The organism is Novosphingobium aquae, from assembly GCF_037572715.1.
Lineage (GTDB): Bacteria > Pseudomonadota > Alphaproteobacteria > Sphingomonadales > Sphingomonadaceae > Novosphingobium > Novosphingobium aquae.
In genome coordinates this window covers 21,119-38,889 of sequence record NZ_JBBHJY010000015.1, presented here as the reverse complement: position 1 = coordinate 38,889, position 17,771 = coordinate 21,119, and the positions used below count along the sequence as shown (strand labels likewise).

General features: G+C 54.8%; 14 protein-coding genes and 7 pseudogenes. 15 read left to right on the top strand and 6 right to left on the bottom strand.

The annotated features are described in order from the left end of the window. Nucleotides 1–159: 159 nt before the first annotated feature. A pseudogene (locus WG900_RS19940) lies at nt 160–267 on the top strand (IS5/IS1182 family transposase); the annotation flags it as partial. A 16-nt stretch (nt 268–283) separates the two neighbouring features. Here the strand turns inward: WG900_RS19940 and WG900_RS19935 are convergent. Continuing rightward, a pseudogene (locus WG900_RS19935) lies at nt 284–460 on the bottom strand (transposase); the annotation flags it as partial. Between WG900_RS19935 and WG900_RS19930 the strand changes: the two are divergent. The 3 genes and pseudogenes from WG900_RS19930 to WG900_RS19920 form a co-directional block, all read left to right on the top strand. Continuing rightward, nucleotides 455–1,246 (top strand): annotated as a pseudogene (locus WG900_RS19930) (IS110 family RNA-guided transposase); the annotation flags it as partial. The pseudogenes WG900_RS19935 and WG900_RS19930 sit on opposite strands and share 6 nt — an antisense overlap. A 299-nt stretch (nt 1,247–1,545) precedes the next feature. After that, nucleotides 1,546–1,728 (top strand): annotated as a pseudogene (locus WG900_RS19925) (IS3 family transposase); the annotation flags it as partial. Between the two features lie 268 nt (nt 1,729–1,996). Continuing rightward, entirely contained in the window at nt 1,997–2,314 is a 318-nt protein-coding gene (locus tag WG900_RS19920) for a hypothetical protein (protein WP_339970100.1), read from the top strand. Between the two features lie 181 nt (nt 2,315–2,495). Here the strand turns inward: WG900_RS19920 and WG900_RS19915 are convergent, their stop codons facing one another. From WG900_RS19915 to WG900_RS19910, 3 genes and pseudogenes are all read right to left on the bottom strand, one after another. Continuing rightward, a complete protein-coding gene (locus WG900_RS19915) occupies nt 2,496–2,954 on the bottom strand; it encodes a M48 family metalloprotease (RefSeq protein WP_339970098.1) in 459 nt (152 codons plus the stop codon). Beyond that, nucleotides 2,879–3,076, bottom strand: a pseudogene (locus tag WG900_RS20260) (M48 family metalloprotease); the annotation flags it as partial. The pseudogene WG900_RS20260 and the gene WG900_RS19915, both read right to left, overlap by 76 nt. Further along, nucleotides 3,033–3,413 (bottom strand): transposase, encoded by a 381-nt coding sequence (locus tag WG900_RS19910; protein ID WP_339970097.1) that lies wholly within the window; start codon nt 3,411–3,413, stop codon nt 3,033–3,035. The gene WG900_RS19910 and the pseudogene WG900_RS20260, both read right to left, overlap by 44 nt. 86 nt (nt 3,414–3,499) lie before the next feature. On the opposite strand from WG900_RS19910, the pseudogene tnpA reads away from it, so the two are divergent. The 11 genes and pseudogenes from tnpA to WG900_RS19860 all read left to right on the top strand — a co-directional run. Beyond that, nucleotides 3,500–3,805, top strand: a pseudogene (tnpA, locus tag WG900_RS20290) (IS200/IS605 family transposase); the annotation flags it as partial. Between the two features lie 599 nt (nt 3,806–4,404). Beyond that, nucleotides 4,405–5,607 (top strand): O-antigen ligase family protein, encoded by a 1,203-nt coding sequence (locus WG900_RS19900; protein ID WP_339970093.1) that lies wholly within the window; start codon nt 4,405–4,407, stop codon nt 5,605–5,607. An 85-nt stretch (nt 5,608–5,692) separates the two neighbouring features. After that, on the top strand, nt 5,693–6,397 hold the full coding sequence (locus tag WG900_RS19895; RefSeq protein WP_339970091.1) for a polysaccharide biosynthesis/export family protein: 705 nt from the start codon (nt 5,693–5,695) through the stop codon (nt 6,395–6,397). A gap of 22 nt (nt 6,398–6,419) precedes the next feature. Beyond that, nucleotides 6,420–8,621 carry a GumC family protein gene (locus tag WG900_RS19890; RefSeq protein WP_339970089.1) on the top strand — a complete coding sequence of 734 codons (2,202 nt, stop codon included), beginning with the start codon at nt 6,420–6,422 and terminating at the stop codon, nt 8,619–8,621. Between the two features lie 44 nt (nt 8,622–8,665). After that, nucleotides 8,666–9,862 carry a hypothetical protein gene (locus tag WG900_RS19885; protein ID WP_339970087.1) on the top strand — a complete coding sequence of 399 codons (1,197 nt, stop codon included), beginning with the start codon at nt 8,666–8,668 and terminating at the stop codon, nt 9,860–9,862. A 95-nt stretch (nt 9,863–9,957) separates the two neighbouring features. Then, the gene (locus WG900_RS19880) at nt 9,958–10,254 is read left to right on the top strand and encodes a PqqD family protein (RefSeq protein ID WP_339970085.1); all 297 of its coding nucleotides are present in this window, start codon (nt 9,958–9,960) and stop codon (nt 10,252–10,254) included. A 194-nt stretch (nt 10,255–10,448) separates the two neighbouring features. Next, entirely contained in the window at nt 10,449–11,339 is an 891-nt protein-coding gene (locus WG900_RS19875; protein ID WP_339970083.1) for a hypothetical protein, read from the top strand. Beyond that, a complete protein-coding gene (locus tag WG900_RS20255; RefSeq protein ID WP_417598673.1) occupies nt 11,330–11,737 on the top strand; it encodes a lasso peptide biosynthesis B2 protein in 408 nt (135 codons plus the stop codon). Before WG900_RS19875 ends, WG900_RS20255 begins: the two co-directional genes overlap by 10 nt. Then, complete coding sequence (locus tag WG900_RS19870; protein WP_339970081.1) at nt 11,734–13,482, top strand: asparagine synthase-related protein; 1,749 nt, start codon at nt 11,734–11,736, stop codon at nt 13,480–13,482. The genes WG900_RS20255 and WG900_RS19870 overlap by 4 nt, the downstream gene beginning before the upstream one ends. 9 nt (nt 13,483–13,491) lie before the next feature. Further along, nucleotides 13,492–14,673, top strand: coding sequence for a nucleotidyltransferase family protein (locus WG900_RS19865; RefSeq protein ID WP_339970079.1), 1,182 nt, complete (start codon nt 13,492–13,494; stop codon nt 14,671–14,673). 63 nt (nt 14,674–14,736) lie between these two features. Further along, on the top strand, nt 14,737–15,216 hold the full coding sequence (locus tag WG900_RS19860) for a hypothetical protein (protein WP_339970077.1): 480 nt from the start codon (nt 14,737–14,739) through the stop codon (nt 15,214–15,216). Here WG900_RS19860 and WG900_RS19855 read toward each other — a convergent pair. Then, entirely contained in the window at nt 15,137–16,780 is a 1,644-nt protein-coding gene (locus WG900_RS19855; RefSeq protein ID WP_339970075.1) for an ABC transporter ATP-binding protein, read from the bottom strand. The genes WG900_RS19860 and WG900_RS19855 overlap by 80 nt on opposite strands. A 360-nt stretch (nt 16,781–17,140) precedes the next feature. Continuing rightward, nucleotides 17,141–17,520, bottom strand: a pseudogene (locus WG900_RS19850) (DDE-type integrase/transposase/recombinase); the annotation flags it as partial. Nucleotides 17,521–17,771: the final 251 nt, after the last annotated feature.

Sequence of the window (17,771 nt, the reverse complement as noted above, 5' to 3'; positions counted from 1 at the left end):
GCTGCTCTGCCGCATTCACTCCATGCAGCTGGAATACACTCTTTGACGTGTCCATCCCAATGCGTGTAATATTCTCCACGGACGGTCTCCCTCGATTGAGTCCTTCAACGAACTCACTCTGGCACATCGTGATGCCGTTGGGAGCCGTCCAACCCAACACCAAAATATCGCACAACGAACTGGAGCGAGTATAATGCCGCTTTGAAGCAGCGCGGATCGCTGACTGTCTGTTTTGATCCCGAGTTGCAGTGGCCCCCATGTCCGTCGTCTGATGGGTCGTCTACAAGTGACTTCGCATCTGATGATCGCTTCGCCTGGAGATGTGGCCATTATAATCGACCTGACCGGATTGGTATCTGCGCGTCGTCAGGCCGAGCCAGGCGCCGACAGACCGGGAGGTTCGGAAGTTGGCCGGATCTTCCACGGCCGTAGCAAAGGCGGATGCGGTAACGACGCCTATTTGAAGCTCTTCGTAAAGCGTCACAAGAACGATGCAGCCGATGCCGAGGCGATCTGCGAGGCAGTAAAGCGGCCGAACATGCGATTTGTAACGGTCAAGAGCGAGGAGCAGCAGGCCTCAGCGTTGGTATTCCGCACGCGCGATCTGCTGGTTCGCGAGCGGACGCAAACGATCAGCGCGATCCGCGGGCACATGACAGAGTACGGGTGGGTGGCACCGAAGGGGCCTTCCTGGGTGACAATGCTGGGCGAGCTGATCGATGATGAGCTTGGGTCAACACTGCCGCATGCGGCGCGGGAGATGTTCCGGGTAATGCTCGACATGCTCGAAAAACTCGATGGTCAGATAGCAGACCTCGACAAGGAAATTGCTCGGCGCGCCCGTGAAGATGAAGTTGCCCACCGACTGATGACCATTCCAGATATCGGACCGATTGCGGCGACGGCGATCGCGGCATTGGCACCGGCAGCGCAAACATTCAAACGCGGCCGTGACTTTGCTGCCTGGCTCGGGCTCACGCCCCTACAAAGATCAACGGGTCGAAAGACGAAGCCGGCCCGAACATCCAACATGGGCGAACGTACACTGCGGCGATTGCTAATCATTGGCAGCAGTTCGGTGATCCTGCATGCTAGCAGGCGCGGGGCGCCCGAAGGATCGTGGCTCGCCGGGATGCTGGCGCGTAAGCCGCGCATGTTGGTGACAGTAGCACAGGCGAACAAGACGGCGCGTATTGTCTGGGCACTGCTCATGAAGAACAAGGATTACAGAGCTCCGATGGTGTAGCGGCGGCGTAAGCTGGGCGGCCATCAGAGGTCGTCCGAGGGCGACAAGCGGTCGAAGGAGGGTATGGCGCAACAATCGGCAAGACGGCGTCGGAAAACCAGGTAATGTTCTTGTGCATTGAGCACGCTCGTCTGATCTGGATCCGATCCGCGAACTCCCATACGGGCCCGAAGCTAAAGTTGGTGCATTACGAGGCCCGACAGATGGCAGCATCCGATCAAGTGCCGCTCATACCCGAATTACCGCTTGCGTTCGTCGGGGCGTCCAAAGAATATCATTTGGCGCAGATCGCGGCGTAGATTAGGCGGCGACGCAGCCGCAGGCGTGCTGTTGGCACGGGAGCACCTGCCCCGGTTCTGGCTCTGCCGAACCAGCGCTGGAGCCTGGACTTCGTTTACGACCAGATAGCGTGCGGCAGGCGGTTTCGCGTGCTCAACGTGGTTGATGACGTGACGCAAGAGTGCCTGGCAGCAGTGCCGGATAGGCGCCACTGCTTGCTGACTTGGGGCTACCGATAGCTGCCAAATCGCGAGCGACTTGGGAAGATACATGGCTGGCACACCATGTTAAGGGTGTCTGGTATATGCCCGCCAGGGAACTTTGCATTCGCGCCTGAGTTTCGAACTTGGCAAGCGGATTTAATTCACGACGTAGCCCTTAAAGGGCGGTTGCCAAGCAACTGAAATTTCTTTAGTGTTAAGATCGTAAACGTAGATTCGCGATGATGCGCTAGCGCACGGAGCTGTAATTGTGACCAAGAAATTTTTTGCTATCGCCGCAGCGTGCTCGCTTATGTTTGTCGAAAGTGCAAGCATGGCCGCTGCCCAGAATGCGAACGCTGATCCTGCAGCTTCGGATGCTGCTGAAAAGTGTGTTACCCTTACTAATCGCAAGGGTAAATGGCGCCTTGATGATGCTGGCAAGTGGGCCAAGTGCAAGGGGCTTTCGGGTGCAGAGGTCGGAGGCGGCAGTAACTTGCTTCCAGCCGTGCTGGCGGTCGGAGGTTTGGGTGCTGTAACGGCTGCTGTCGCATCGTCTGGCCGTCAAAATGGAACTGTCAGCCCCTGATCTTCGCCTGCGACCGCTCTCTGGTCTGCAGATCTGTGGCTGAAATGCGGCGATTGCAGGTAGCTGTCCCTTTTCGGTGTGCGCTTATACTTCCGACTTTTTAATCTAAGTTGCTCGGCGCGAAAGTTTTCCCAATACGCGGGGCTTTTATGTCCATATGCAACAGTCGAGCGCTGACAGGCTATCTTATTGCGACGGACCCAGCCTCGAATGAAGGTATGGTGCGGTTTGTTGCAAGGTTGGTCGGCTGCGTCTCCTTGATGGCAAGCATCCACGGCGCGTCAACTGACTGAATCGCCAAGATTGGGATCGCCAAGATTGAGATCTTGATCGTCGGGTCTTTGATGAGAAAATCGGCGGCAATGGTAGGCAGGTCCGGTTTAATCGAGACGATGGGCGGGGCATGTTCCTTTACCAATGCAAGTTGGTCGCGCATCTTGGAAACAATCTCGATCCTGCGCAATATGCCCGGATGGGTCAGCGCAAGGTTTATCCAGACGTGCCCTGAAAGGCGATTCAGGATTGTCTGCGGGCCTTCTAAATCTGTCCCGGCATTTGCGATGCTTACTGCCAATCTATCGGCATCGATTTCAGGTGCCTTGACCTTGTGTGCGCCGAGCCCAAACTCGGCCAAGAGCATCGAGGTGCCCTTGAGCTTCTTTTTTTGTGCTCCAGAATGTTGTGAGCCATTTCATGGGCGACGACGAACGCTAGTTCGTTATCGTTCGCCGTGAACTCCATGAGGCGCCGAGTCACAGCGACATAGCGACCGTCTCGCCAAAACCTTGTCCCATGCGATAGCGGTGCGCGACCTCATCGCGCTCGAAGAGGTCGTATGCTCCCATGTTGTGAATGGTATGATCGACGGTTCGCCGCCGTCTCCCGCCACAACAGCTGCCTCGGCAAAATCGGACTCGACGACCGACTGCCGCACCTTGCTTCGCCATGTGTAAGTCAGCGCCGTCGAAACGTCATGGCACCACGCCACATCGGCCACGCAGGCTCCGGGGGAGAATGCCTCGGTCAGAATCTGAACCCGCTCTTCCTCGGTCCAGCGACGGCGCCGCTCCGGACCCGAAAACAGCGTGTTCTGACCCATCATCCGCTCCTAAGTGCGCAAATAAGAGCACGCTTAAGACCGGTCACTCACCACCCAAACAAGGCGTGACCTGCGGGAGGGTTACGATTATCCGGCAGGTTTGCTCGGAGATGGGCGTGACGATCATCAATGGCGCGCTGTCTCATGATCACGTCCATATGTTCGTGGAAATCCCGCCACATGTTTCGGTCAGCGACTTCGTGCGCCGCGCCAAGGGCCGCTCGTCGCGCAGTATCCAGCAAGCGCTCGAGCACATCCGCAAAGGCTACTGGGGGCAAAGGTTCTGGGGCAGGGGCTACTTCTCGACCACCGCAGGCAACATCTCCGAAGACATCATCATGGGCTATCTTGACCGACATATCCGCAAGGATGACTTCAGCCCCGCCGCATGATCCTACCGGCGTCAGCCGGTAAGTCATTCGGGGTTGGAGTATTATACGTTTTTGTGCCTAGTATATAATAAATATACAGCGATATCGTCGCATGCCCGTACGCAAATGACTTATTTCGTTAACCATTTGATTTGTCATGCCATGACTAGCGGGGCACGTGCCATTGTAATCGGAATTCTGAATTCATATTTTTTCCCAGCTACGGGTGATGGGTAAAAATGGCGAAGACGTGGATGGCCGGCTTGATCGCAATGCTGGGTTCGGTATGTGCGCTGGTGGTCCGCGCGCCCCAAATTTCCGGGTGACAAGTGGTGATTTCGCTCAGACAAGGCCCTGATGTGGATGGGCGGACAAGATGGGTGGATTTGAGGTATAGAAGCGGACAAAGCGGAAAGGGCTTTGCGGCGAGAGCCTTGCGCCGGCTGCCGCCAGCTTTACGCGAGTTCGTATCCGACGCGGGGCCTGCATTCTGGGTTCTTTGCCTTCTCCTATTTTCGAGTCTGGTACTCGGGGGGAGTGCAAGAGGCGATGTTGTCCAGCTGATCGTGCTTCGACCTCTTTCGATTCTGGCCCTTGGGTTCGCGCTGGCCTGGCTCGACATGAACCAGATTCGGAAACATCGCTTCCTTCTGTCGATGACCGCCGCATGTGCCGCGTTGCCGGCAATTCAACTTGTGCCGTTACCTCCTGAGATCTGGGAGCAACTGCCAGGCCGGTCGCTCGTGACCGAGATTGACCTAGCGGTCGGTCTTGGTCCGATTTGGCGCCCCATGACACTGACGCCAAAGGAAACCTGGAACGCGCTGTTTGCCTGTGCTGGCCCCGCGGCTGCGCTGATACTATCAATGCAGATCTCGCCTAGAGATCGTCAGCGCACAGTCACGCTTCTGATCGCCATCTTTGCTTTCAGCGCGCTGATCGGAATTTTCCAAATCCAAGGGCCAAGCGATGGTCCGCTCTATTTCTATCCGATCACCAACAACGGCAGCGCAGTGGGACTGTTCGCGAACCGGAATCATCAGGCGCTCATGCTTGCCCTGATGCTTCCAATGTTGGCGGCCTACGCGGCCGGCCGGTCGAAGGGGATATTGGCGCTCTCGTCATTCGGAGCGTTCATTGTGCTGCCGCTTATCATGATTACGGGATCGCGGGCGGGCGTCTTGACTGCAGCGATCGGGGTGATCGGCATCCCGTTCATTCTGTCCGCTGGACGAAACGACGAAAGTCAGCAAGGCTCAATGCCCGCGCCTGAGAGGCACCGACATCGGACCAGAATCTGGATTGCGCTGATCCTGTGTGCAGTAAGCCTTCTGGCCTTAACAATTGGCCTTGGCCGCGACGTTGCCCTGGACCGTCTCGTCAGATCTAACTTGTCCGAGGATCTGAGGACTGCGATCCTTCCCATTGCCCTGGCCATGACCAAGATCTATTTCCCGGTGGGCAGCGGAATGGGCTCGTTCGAACGGGTCTACCAAATCTTCGAGCCGGACGAACTCCTGACGCCCAAGATCGTCAACCACGCTCATAACGACTGGCTGGAGGCTGTCCTAACCGGGGGGGCGCCGGCAGCCCTCCTGCTAGGTATTTGCATTGCAAGCTATGTCACGCGAGCCATCCGCCTGGTCGGACAAAGGGCGCATGCAACCAAGGCTCATCGGGAGTCGATGCTGGGGATGGTCATGCTCCTGCAATTCGCGGTTGCAAGCATTGGCGATTACCCGCTGCGCACACCGGCTCTAGCAGTGGTCTTCGCTGTCGCATGTCTCTGGGCGGCTTGCCTTCCAGTCCGTTCACAGGCATGACGCGGTGCATGGTAAATAGCACCTTTTGACAAGACTTTGCCGAGTTTAAGGGTTGGAATTGATGAGAAGTCGTTTTGCGCAGTTCATGGCCGTGATTTTAGTGGCCGGTTTGGCGGGGTGCGCGACCACACCGCGACTTGGCGGAGACGGGAATCTTCAAGTATTTTCAGGTGCTAGTTTGCCCGCCCCGAAGGAAGGCGACAACGCTCTGGCGAGCAAGCCTTATAACTTGGGGCCGTTCGATCTTCTGGTAATCGACGTCTTTGGCATGCCCGAACTGTCGAATCGCGAAGTTCGGGTCGACGAAACCGGCATGATTTCCTTTCCGCTGGCCGGGGCCATCAAGGTGAGCGGAAAGCCGGCCCGGGACGTCGAGTGGCAGCTCGTCGAAGCGCTCAGGGCGAACCACGTCCGCAATCCAAAGGTCACGGTCCAGGTCAAAGAGGCCAAGAGCCAAGCCTTCACCATCGAAGGCGAAGTCAAACAGCCTGGCATCTATCCGTTTTCAGGGCGTGTCTCGCTCCTCCAAGCCATGGCGCTGAGCAAGGGTGTTACCGAGTTTGCCAAGCTCGACGATGTCGTGATTTTCAGGACAGTGGGAGGGCAAAAATACGCTGCCCTCTATAATCTCAAGGCAATTCGCCACGGCCAGCAGCCGGATCCCGAAATCTATGCCAATGATCTGGTCATGGTCGGCGATTCGTCAGGCCGTAAACTGTTCAAGGACCTCGTGACCGTAACGCCGCTGCTTACTGTCCCGATCATCATCCTTGACAAATTGATCCCGTAATTACCGGATAGGTAGGAATTTCATGCAATCTCGCAACTCGTCAGCTGCGCACGTCGCTTCGATAGAAACGGTGCCTGTGGGCAGTCCGGCTTTCGAGATGACGGGGGACGACTCAATCGCGCTTGGCGATTTCCTGAGGCGCTGGTGGAATGCAGCGATTCGCCGGATTTACGTGGTTCTTCTGATTGTCGCTCTTTGTGTAGGGGTGGGCATTATCAAGACCATGCTCACCACGCCGCTATACTCGACTTCATCGAGGATCGAGATCAGCCGCGAACAGAAGAATATCACCAATGTCGAAGGCGTTGATCAAGCGAACGGTGCCTACGATGCCGAATTCTACGACACGCAGTATGCACTGCTCAAATCACGATCGCTCGCTGAGCGGGTCGTCAGCGACCTGCGCCTTGCCGAAAATGCCTCGTTCCTCAGTGCCCATGGTATCACTAGCGATAGTGCGGGGGCGCCTGCATCCCTGCAGCAGCGCAACGCCAGGGCTGTGGCAGCTGCAGGAGTGCTCCTTGGCGGCATTAGCATCAAGCCTGTCGCGAACTCCAAGCTGGTTGATATCAGCTACACCAGCCCTTCGCAGCAATGGGCGGCAACGATCGCGAACTCCTGGCCCAGAACTTTCATCGCCGCCAATATCGACAGGCAGTTTGCAACGACGGCTGATGCGCGCAATTACCTCGAAAATAAGCTTGCTGATGTCCGGGCGAAAATGGAACAATCCGAGCAAGCCTTGATCAATTTCGGCAGTGATCGGGGCATTGTGAAGATTGGTGGTGGCCGGGACGCTGACGGTCGTACGCAAGATCCGCAAACTCTGGTCGCGACAAATCTGGAGGCCGTCAATGCTGCGCTTGTCAGCGCCAAGACCGATCGCATTGCAGCGCAAAGCCGGATGCTTTCTCGAAATAGTGAAGCGAGTCCGGGCGGCGCAGAGAACGGCGGAATTGGCGCCTTGCGGGCCAAGCGCGCGGAGCTCGCGGCAGATTATTCGCGGCTTCTTGTGAAGTTCGACCCAGGCTATCCTGAAGCGATTGCACTCTCCGAACAGATCAAGTCATTGGACATGTCGATTTCGCGGGAATCCGCCCGTATCATTTCGGGAAAGACGGCGGCATATACCGAGGCGCTTCAGCGCGAAAGGGAGCTCACCGCGCAAGTAAGCGCTCTCAAGGGGCAATTTGATCGGCAGCAGCGGGACACGATCCAATACAATATCTATCAGCGCGACGTGGATACCAATCGTCAACTCTATGATGCCTTGCTTCAGCGTTACAAGGAAATCGGAGTAGCAGGCACTGTCGGCGCAACAAATGTCGTCGTTGTCGATCAGGCCAGGGTGCCAGGTGGTCCTAGCTCGCCGAACCTCCAGCGGAACCTGCTGCTGTCATTTCTTGCAGGAATATTCCTGGCTGGTGTCACGGTTTTCATGCTGGAATCTCTGGACCAAGTTGTGCGAGATCCCAGCGATGTCCAGAGGGTTCTAAAATTGCCTTTGTTGGGAACGGTGCCGCTGAGCGAAGGGGAAGTCCTTCAGGAAATCGTGTCCCCACATTCGGGATTGGCGGAAGCCTATTTCAGCGTCAGGACGAGTTTGGCCTTGTCCACAAGTCGCGGAATTCCGAAAACGATCGTGGTTACCAGTGCCGAGCCCGGCGAAGGCAAATCGACCACCGCCTTAGGGCTCGCTACAGCGATCGGACGCACCGGCCAGCGCGTGCTCCTCATCGACGCCGATATGCGTTCCCCTTCGTTACATGAGCGACTCGAATTGTCGAACGACCTTGGAGTGAGCAATTTGCTTGCCGGAAGTGAAGACTTCGCTGCTATGGTCAAAGAAACAAGTATTCGGGGCGTTTCGCTATTGCCGGCAGGACCAATGCCGCCGAGCGCTTCAGAGTTGCTCGCGAGTGAGCGGCTCGGTCGGCTTGTTGCCAAGTTTTCGGATATGTATGACCACCTTGTCATCGATGCGCCGCCAGTCATCGGGTTGGCGGATGCGCCGCTGCTTGCCCGGGCGGTAGAAGGCTCGGTGTTCGTGATCGAAAGCGGTGACGTGTCCACGCGTGCAATCCGAAATGCATTGGAGCGTTTGCAAGTCGGCGGGACGTTTGTGCTCGGTGCGATCATGACCAAGCTGAACATCTCCGAGCACGGATACGGCTATGGTTATGCTTATGGTGACAATCAAAAGGTCAAAGCTTCAAATGCCTGATCGGCCTAAGACTGCGCGCTAGAGTCAATGACAGCGGGGCCGCGATGAGGCTTTTACGTAAAGTTTTCATTGCGGTCGGCACCTTGTTTTTGACCGGTGTGGCCGCCCAAGAAGCGGCCCGAGCCTGGCTTGACGCGGAACCTACTGGCAAGTCCTCGCTTCCCTTCGTCGCATCTGCGCAGTCGGAATTGAGGCAAGACCTATCCAGAAGCAATGACTTCTTTGCAGCGACCAGGGACGGGAGACAAGAGCTTGATCGTCTGGCGAAGTCGATCATAACAGCCAATCCGCTTGATGCCACGGCGCTCAGTGCTCATGGAAAGGCCATCGATCTGGGCGCAAGGCGAGATGCTAGTCCCGTATTCGAATTGGCTGAACTCGTGAGCCGACGGAGCCTGGTCAATCAACTGGAACTCATTTCTGCGGCATCCCGAAAGGGCGATGTCGTGGCCGTACTCGGGCATCACGACCGCGCTTTGCGCATCTATCCTTCTGAAGCATCAGCCGTCATATTTGCCTCTCAAGCCAAGGCGCTCAAGTTCGCGCAGGTTCGAGCGGCCTTGGTTAATTATGCAAATGCCCCTTGGCTTGCAGGACTTGTGCAGTCCTCCATGGTGAATGGTGCAGAGCCGGCTCATGTTGTTGAGCTCGTTTCACGAGTTGCTAAGCAATTGCAGCCTGAACAAGCGCAAAACATGCGCGAAGGGCTTATTGCGCCACTCGCGCAGCGAAATGAATTCGAGCTGGTGCGGGCCGTGATAGCTGACATGCCTGCGAAAATTCGAAATGGCCTCGCCAATTTTGGGTTCACCGCTATAAATTTGAAAACTGAACTCGCCCCGCTTTCATGGCAGCTCACACAAAACGGTGAGATTGAAGCAAGTTTTGACGCTCAGGGATCCCTGTCAGTCAGATTCTCGCCAGAGACAAGCGGCGTGGTTGCGAAGCGAACGACACTAATTAATCCCGGCCTTTACGAACTGCGACAGGAGTTGACATACCCTGGCGACACAGCGCGCGTTCGATTGGATTGGACGGTGCACTGCCAAGACGGAAGAACGCTCCTTTCGCGGGCGGAAGTGCGATCAGCTCCTGAAGGCAACGCAATCCCAGTGACGATCGTCATTCCCAACGATTGCCCTTTACAGGTATGGGACCTCTCCGGCGTTGCCCAAGTGAGCCAGTTCGGCTCCGCAGCGAAGATTGGTGCAGTGCAGCTACTGAAGCGGACTGGCCGATAGTTGCTTGCAGACCGCTAGATTTCCCATACAATAGCTGTGGCGAGCCGCATCCCATGATGCAAAAGGGGCAGACTTGAAATGCCAAGAAAGATCCCATGAACCTCTCCGACCCTGCGCAGCGCTTTGTACGAGCACAAGACTCTCTTTCGTGCGATATTGATGGCGAGATTGCGGTATTGAACCCGGATTCGAAGCAATATTTTGGCCTCACAGAGGTTGCAGCGCTCGTGTGGGAGGAACTTGAATCCCCAAAAAGCTTCGATGCAATCGTTTCAGAAGTGATGAGGGTTTATGATGTCAAAGAAGCGGAGTGCCGGCGCAGTTTGTCCAATTTCATTCTGGAAATGTGCAAACTTGGCCTAGTGATTCCTGACGGCAGTGAAGTGCGGTAGCCTTGAAGTTCCTGAATTAAATCGTCTGGTTGCCGATCTCTGTTTTGATCCAACATTGATTTCCAGCTCCGGGCGAGCAGAGCAAACAGCGTATGTTATCCCACAACTTAGGCCCCCTTGGCAGCATTCGCGGGAACGTTGCTTCCCCATATTCGTATGCGCTCTATGGAATCGCGTTTACCAGCGACGTGCACTTGGACCTGCCGTTGGCTCAACCGGCCACGCCGCCCTTTTTCCAACTTCAGGCCGCTTCTCCAAACGCTTCGCGAGCATATGAAGGCGAGCCCATACAGGTTGCTGGAGATGAGTGGGTGCAAAGTCGCTTGTATCCGTCTGGTGAATTTGAATGCGAATGGAAGAACTGGCTCGTGTTACGGGCTGACCGCGATGGGCGAACCATCAGGTATTCTTTCGACCATCAGGCAGATCGACAGGCGTTCGAGGCGCATATCGCGAATTTTGCCGCGTCTATGTCTCTGTTACTGCAGGGTGAGGAGACGCTTCACTCCACGGTTGTTTGGTTCAATGGTCGTGGGATTGGACTCCTTGGTCCGAGCGGAGCCGGAAAGTCAACTTTCGCTGCTCATTTGATCAGTCAAGGCGCAGAGTTAGTGACCGATGACCTGCTTCGGATCACTAGCACGGAAAAAAATTTCTATGCTGAGCCGGGTCCGTCTCGAATAAAGCTATTTGCCCATACTGCCGATCGACACTTTGCGAAAAGTTGGCCTAGCGGCAAGTGGAACCCACTTTCAGAGAAGTATCTTTTCCCGACCGTCGGTCACTCTGGTACGCCAATCAGAAGACCACTCGATGCCTTATTGTTTTTGTCTTTTCCGGAGAAAAGTGAGCCTGAAGAGGTGTCAATGTCTCAAATGAGGGGACTAGAAGTCTTTCAGAAGATCGCGGGTTCAACCATGTTCCCCAGCTTTAGTGTTTCTGAGCGCCTTTCCCGACAGTTTGCTTTTGCTAAACATATCGCGCAAATTTTGCCGGTTTACAAACTGACCTACCCTAGGCGTGATGATATTTTTCCAGATGTTCTTTCGTTGCTGGAAAGAAACATTGAATTTGTATGCGCTTGAGGCGATACAGTCTGGCAGAGCTCTTCTTGGTTCTCGTTAGCGCTCGAGCATTATTCGAGGCATATCTTCGCTTGCGTTTCACGGGGACGAGGCGGATCAGAATTTGGTCGACTTTTCTTGGAAGCGGACGATTTTCTTCGCATGAGCTTCTCATCGCCTTCAACAGGGTCGCATCGCGAAGCTCCGCGACCTGCCTGGTAAGAGCGCTCGCACTCCAACACATGCTGGCTCGCAATGGCCATGAAAGCGAGTTGCGCATTGGTGTTGCGCGCGCTGGATCGAAGCTACAGGCGCACGCCTGGCTAATAGATAAGTCGGGTGAAGTCTTGGTCGGTGGCGGAGAAGAAGCTGACTCCTTCAAGGTCATTTCCTATTGGACTGGGGGTTTGCCGCGATGAGCTTTCTAATCGGGTTTTCGCCGACGAGCCGATGCGATCCGCACGGGGTAAAGCTCGATGCTGCGAACTCGCAGGCGCTAATGAGAGGTGAGGTCTGTTGCGGGAAGTTTTGGCGCTTTGGCGAGCTATCCACTTCAGCAAAACTTGAACTGGCTCCGCATCGGTCGATGGTGTTGATTGGACGGGTTCGTTTGGATCGTCGCACGCTTCTCATTGCGCGTCTTAGAGGAGACCTCCCGAGTGATGGAAGATCCCTAACTGATGCCGATCTCTGCCTGTGGGCCTATGTCCGATGGGGCGAAGGCATGGTTGAGCAGATCCAAGGGGATTTTTCGTTTGCGATCTGGGACAGCGGTCCAGGAAAGCTCTTTTGTGCGCGAGATCATCTTGGGATTCGGCCTTTCGCATATTTTCAGTATCAAGATACCTGGTGGATTGCCGATTCCATGCAGCTGCTGTCACATGCGCCAGGCTATTGGAGTGGAGAGATAAACAAAGCCTGGATCAGGCATTTTCTCAGATATGGCGGAAGTGAGCCTGCAACCTCCGTCTATTCGCATGTTCATCGGCTCCTGCCCGCTCACACGCTCACCTTAACAGGGAATGCAATAACAGTTCGCCGCTATTGGGCGTTTCAAATCGGCGAACCTCTAATTCTAAGACCTCAGGAACAGTATCAGGAGCAATTTGAAGAGCTTCTGACCACCGCAGTGCGCGACAGAATGCCTCAAGGTCGGGTTGGAATTTCGATGAGTGGAGGCATTGATTCACCCGCTCTCGCAGCAAAAGCCGTTCAAATTGCCGGAACGCCAGATCGTGTCGTAGCGCATACCACGGTTTTGCATGGGGAGCGTGACCCCGAATGGGAACCCAGCCGTCTTGTTGCCCGACATCTCGGTATCGAGCAGCATATGGTTGAGTCGGCGTCTCTAATGTACGAACCCGCGTGGCAGCAAAGCTCCTGCAGATTTGCTGAACCAAATATGGAGGTAACTTTCCCGGAAGCGCTGATGCACCAGCGCCAAGCTATGCGTGAAATGTCCTCGGTCTGGTTCGCAGGGGAAGGTCCAGACAATGCCATGACTTTTGAGTGGCGTTCGTACTTGAATTGGCTGGCGGGCAACCACATGTGGCGGGAGCTTTCGCTCGCATCCTGCCGCTATGTTACTTCGAAGAGCCTTTCAGAATGGAAGGGGACGGTAGGGCGGATGTTGTTCCCAGTCCTACCCCATATCAGCAGATCTGAGCCGGTGAATTCCAGCCTTGAGCAAGACGATGACTGGAGCTCTCCTGAGGGTGAGCAACCTTTGCCAAGCTGGCGACCGCAAGCGGATTTGACCTGGAGAGCGCAATATCTTTGGACCCGCTATTTCGAAGGATTGGACTTTATGCACGATTCTTACGGCATTGAATGGCGCCATCCTTTCATGGATCTTGAATTGCGAGACTTCATGCTACGTACGCCGCCCATTCCCTGGGCCCGGGAGAAAAGGTTGTTGCGACAAACGATGAAAGGTCGCCTTCCGCGAAGGGTGCTAAACCGACCGAAATCGGTGGGGCAGATTGACGTTTTTGCCCAGACTATCCTCGCCAACCCGCCAAAGCTCCCAGGCAAAGGCTCACTGGTCGGAGAGTTCATTTCACCGGGAGCCTTATCCCAGGCAACGATCGACCTAGGCGATTCAAATTGGCTTCTGCGGCTTGCAGTGGTCGATCATTGGCTAGCTGGCCGACTTCAAGCATAATTGGGCGCAATGTTAACTGACGATCAGTTTCAAACCATCTGCCGTCTGGTAAATCCATTTGCATCGCCGACGGCGTTTCACGCAAAAAGTGACGAAAGTGAGGACCTAGGATGGTTCATTCGGTTTTGTGAGCTCCATAGCTTACGTGCTGCAATTCTGCGCAGAGATCGATTTTCGGATCGAGAATGGCCCTATTGGAAGCCATCTCAAAATTGGGCGCGCGCGCACGCATTTCGCTCCATGCAGCGGGTTGGGGAAATTATTGTCATATCTCGCGCCCTGGAGGAGGCGGGAATCAGTGCCATATTTTTCAAGGGTGCTGTGCTTGCACAAGAACTCTTTGGCGGGCCTCAGCATCGTGAGTACAACGACATTGACGTGCTTGTGTCCCCAGACTGTCAGGAGTTGGCCTCCGAGATCTTGGAGCGGCTCGGGTATATGCCGATAGTTCGCGACAAACAGATGCGGCAATCGTTCTTCGATTACGTTGGTCAGCATATGCATTTTAATCTGAATACCGGCACAACCATTGACTTGCATTGGCGGTTTGTCGGGGCGGGGCCATTTCCGGTTCAGGTAGAAGAAGTCCTGAGGAACCGCAGGTTCATGGTACTCGGAAGTGCTTCTGTCCCGATCGCCTGCACTGACGACCTGGCGCTGATACTTGCCGGACACGGTCAAAAGGAGGGCTGGGCATCATTTAGTTGGGCGCTGGATCTGGCCACGTTTGCCGCCCAGAATCCGACTTTCGATTGGAATTTTGCTTTTGTACGAGCCAAAGCCAATAAGAGCTCTCGTTCGATTTTAGCGGCTGCCCTGTTAATAAATCAAATCTTCGGCCATAAATTAAGCGGCCAGTTATTGATCCAGGCAAAAAATCATTTGTCTATAGTCAACGAAGTTGATTGCATCATCGCACAGTATAAAGCTTTGACTGATCGCGATCCGCGAAATGATTTTAGTGAGTCGTGCCGTTTGTGCGATTCATTTCCAGAGCGTTTCAAAGTTGTCTTGGACTCGATTTTCACGCCTTCAATAGGCGATTTCGAGGCGATACACCTACCACGCTATCTGTGGTGGGCATATCGGCCCGTCCGTCCAGTCCGTCTCTTATGGCGAAAAATACGAGGAAGGACACGTGAGGAATCGGCGTTCTGGGCCAAGCGGATGGGGTTGGCCAAGACAGAATGAGATCGGTGGAAGGGGCAGCGACTTAATTTGCAAAGTCTGGGGCCAAAAGCATTATAAAAGCTAATGACCAAAGATTCCCATAAATTCGAAATGCTTAGCGGCAAACGCCAATACGAAAGATTATTAAGGGGTTCTAGTTTTGTTGTTACCACCCCCGCCGCCGCAATTGCCGAGGCCGCCTCCGCAGTCATCACTACCCGTATTTCCAACCGTGAGAGTGATTTCACGCAGCGTACCATAGCGCTCAACGAACGGAGTTTTGAATTCCTTTTTCGAAACTTCCTCAAGGGCGGGAGAATGCATGAAACCGGTTCCTCAACAATATTTAGGAAACAGTCTTTAGCGAAGTTCTCATGCTCTGGCAAGGTTTGGACTGTCGCTCCGATATTTGCACTGCTCAAGCTTGGTAATAGCAGCGGAGGGACAGCGCAGATTGGAGAGCTGGATACGAGCTATCTTGATCTTAGCTCAGTTTTTCAAGTTTCCCCTGCTGCAAGTGGACCTGTCTGTCAGCGAGCTCCAGGCTGGCAGGCCGATGGGTAATTAGCAGGACCGTGCGACCAACTAGGGCGGTCTGGCAAGCTTCGACAAAGGCAGCTTCACCATCCAGGTCGTACATAGACGTTGCTTCGTCGAGAATGAGGATTGGAGGATCGTTCAGCAGCGCCCTCGCAAGTGCCAAACGTTGTCGTTGTCCGCCGGACAGCCTGACACCGTGTTCACCAATCACGGTGTCAAAGCCCTCCGGCAGACTTTCGATGAATTCTAATGCCTGAGAAAGTCTCGCCGCTCTCATCAGTCGCTGTTCGTCGGGCCTCTCTGCTCCCCAGCCGATGTTGTCCCGCACGCTTGCATTGAAAAGTAGAGTTTGTTGAGGGACATAACCGATCAGTCTACGAAGGTCTTGGACCTGTATCTGCTCGATATCTAAGCCATCCAAACGGATCGTGCCGCGCTGAGGGCTATAGAATCCAAGCAGCAATTGGGCCAATGTGGTCTTGCCTGAACCATTGTCGCCAGTCAGGGCAACGATTTCGCCCGACTTGATTTCCAAGTTGGCACCGCAAAGGGTCTCCTGCCGGCCAGGATATCCAAACCAAACGTCGCAAAAGCTGATTATACCGCGGCAAGTATCCAGTCTCGATGGAGCGTTGTAGCCTGGTTCGGGATTTTCTTTGAGTACTTCCAGCAATCGTTCGAGACTGCCCCGTGCGCCGTTAAGTTCGCCGAAGAGGTTCGCAAGCAGGCCAATCGGCCGCGAGAGAAGCGCAGCATAGAGCAGGAAGCCAAAAAGGTCGGTTGCACTCAAGCTTTGTGTCGCACTGCCGCGACTGACTAGGAGAAGCGTCACAATAACAGCGATGGCAATCAGCAACTGGTTTGCTGGGCCGAGATATGCAAGAATCTTTGACTGTCTGACGTTTTGGTTTCGCGAGGCTTCCAAATTTTGCGCGTATTTCTGGTCCTGTAGTTGCTCTCGAGCAAATGCTTTTGTCGCCGGAAGCATCTCCAGTGTTTGCTGTGCAGTTGCGATGACATTGACCTCTGCTTCCCGAACTTTCGCCGAGATCGATCTAAGTTTCCGTCCAACGAGCTTTTGACCCATAAAAAACAGCGCGAAGAGAAATGGCATTACAAGTGCCAGCCGAAAGTCGATGGAGAACAGGACAGCCAGCGAGCCACATGCCAAAAAGATGGATGAGATGGCTGAGGCCAGCCAGTGGCTTATAAACGTTGAAAGCCTAGAGGCATCCCATGCCATCAGACTGAGGAGGTCACCCCTGTCGCTCTGATCATGGAAACCGAGGGGTAATCTTTGCAGATGGGCATGAATTTCGCCGCGGAAGTCAGCAAGTACCCGGGCAGAAACCGAACCTGAAACAAGAGCGTTGGTGATTGCGATGATAGTCTGAATAAAGAGTGCGGTGACAAGTAGTCCCGCGACAGGAGCGAGACTAGTACCTCGTTCCAGAAGGCCGCCCAGCAATCGTGCGGCAAACCACGGGATGGCGAGGCTTGCTAGCGCCCCCAAAAGTGACAAGAAAACCGTGAGTGCGAGCATCCAGCGGTAGGGCCGCGACCGCGAGATAAGTTCTTGAGCCTGCATCATATTCCTGGGATTGACTAGGATATCACGCGAATGACTATGAATGCCAAGGCTTGAGCGGGTTCCCAACTGTCACACGAAGGATCAAGATGCATCTCGACGATCACCGATCATTGTTCACTGCTCCGCCCATCATAAGCCGGATTTGGCAGGGCTACGTGCCAGAGTCCGCCGCCATGGGAAACCTGTTTAGTTTTGAGACTGACCATCGGAGTGTCACGGCCGATCGGGTCTTGCAATCCCGGTCTGCTCCATTAAGCGTTCAATTCTGAACACGCGCCCGAGCAAAATGCTGAACGTGCGTAATTTTCACGTCGGAGTCGTGGACTTGTAACGATTTTGTGCCGGTCACCTATCTCATTATGCCACCTTGGCTTCGAATGCGAGCGGGCTGATGCCGCCCAGATATGAACGCCGCCTGCGGGTGTTGTAGAACCCGTTGATGTACTGGAAGATTACAGCTCCCGCTTGCCTTCGTGTCGGCCATTTCTGCCGCCAGATCAGTTCTGCCTTCAGCGATTTGAAGGACGTCTCGACTGAGGCATTGTCGTAACAATTTCCTTTGCCGCTCATAGATGGATGCAGGCCTTGGGCCTGCAGCTTCTTCTGATAAGCATAGGAGCAATATTGGCTGCCGCGATCTGAGTGGAAAGGCAGCCCGGCGGCGGATTGCGTAGGTGCACAGCCATGTCCAGCGCCCTGATTGCCAGGTCCTTCTTCATTCGATCACTGACCGCCCACCGTCAATCGCATAGGGAGTGGCTCTCCAAGCGTAATAGGGCGATTCAGCTTCGAAACCGAAGATAGTAATCGCTCTTTGCCCTTGAGACACCCAAAACCCGAAAGTGCTGCCACGACGGCCGGCGTCCCTCAGACGGGCTCGTGTCAGCATTATGTGACCTACGTACGGGTCAAGCTCATCCGTGTACCGCCACACATACCAGTCACCAAACTGACCGGCTGTCTGTTAGCTAACCACCAAGGAACCCAA

Bases quoted from the DNA above. Each gene is read 5' to 3' on its own strand.
- WG900_RS19870 (WP_339970081.1), top strand. From the start codon at position 11,734: ATGAGCTTTCTAATCGGGTTTTCGCCGACGAGCCGATGCGATCCGCAC.
- WG900_RS19885 (WP_339970087.1), top strand. From the start codon at position 8,666: ATGAGGCTTTTACGTAAAGTTTTCATTGCGGTCGGCACCTTGTTTTTG.
- WG900_RS19910 (WP_339970097.1), bottom strand. From the start codon at position 3,413: ATGGGTCAGAACACGCTGTTTTCGGGTCCGGAGCGGCGCCGTCGCTGG.
- WG900_RS19855 (WP_339970075.1), bottom strand. From the start codon at position 16,780: ATGCAGGCTCAAGAACTTATCTCGCGGTCGCGGCCCTACCGCTGGATG.
- WG900_RS19890 (WP_339970089.1), top strand. From the start codon at position 6,420: ATGCAATCTCGCAACTCGTCAGCTGCGCACGTCGCTTCGATAGAAACG.
- WG900_RS19895 (WP_339970091.1), top strand. From the start codon at position 5,693: ATGGCCGTGATTTTAGTGGCCGGTTTGGCGGGGTGCGCGACCACACCG.
- WG900_RS19900 (WP_339970093.1), top strand. From the start codon at position 4,405: ATGAACCAGATTCGGAAACATCGCTTCCTTCTGTCGATGACCGCCGCA.
- WG900_RS19880 (WP_339970085.1), top strand. From the start codon at position 9,958: ATGAACCTCTCCGACCCTGCGCAGCGCTTTGTACGAGCACAAGACTCT.
- WG900_RS19860 (WP_339970077.1), top strand. From the start codon at position 14,737: ATGACCAAAGATTCCCATAAATTCGAAATGCTTAGCGGCAAACGCCAA.
- WG900_RS19865 (WP_339970079.1), top strand. From the start codon at position 13,492: ATGTTAACTGACGATCAGTTTCAAACCATCTGCCGTCTGGTAAATCCA.
- WG900_RS20255 (WP_417598673.1), top strand. From the start codon at position 11,330: ATGCGCTTGAGGCGATACAGTCTGGCAGAGCTCTTCTTGGTTCTCGTT.
- WG900_RS19915 (WP_339970098.1), bottom strand. From the start codon at position 2,954: ATGCTCTTGGCCGAGTTTGGGCTCGGCGCACACAAGGTCAAGGCACCT.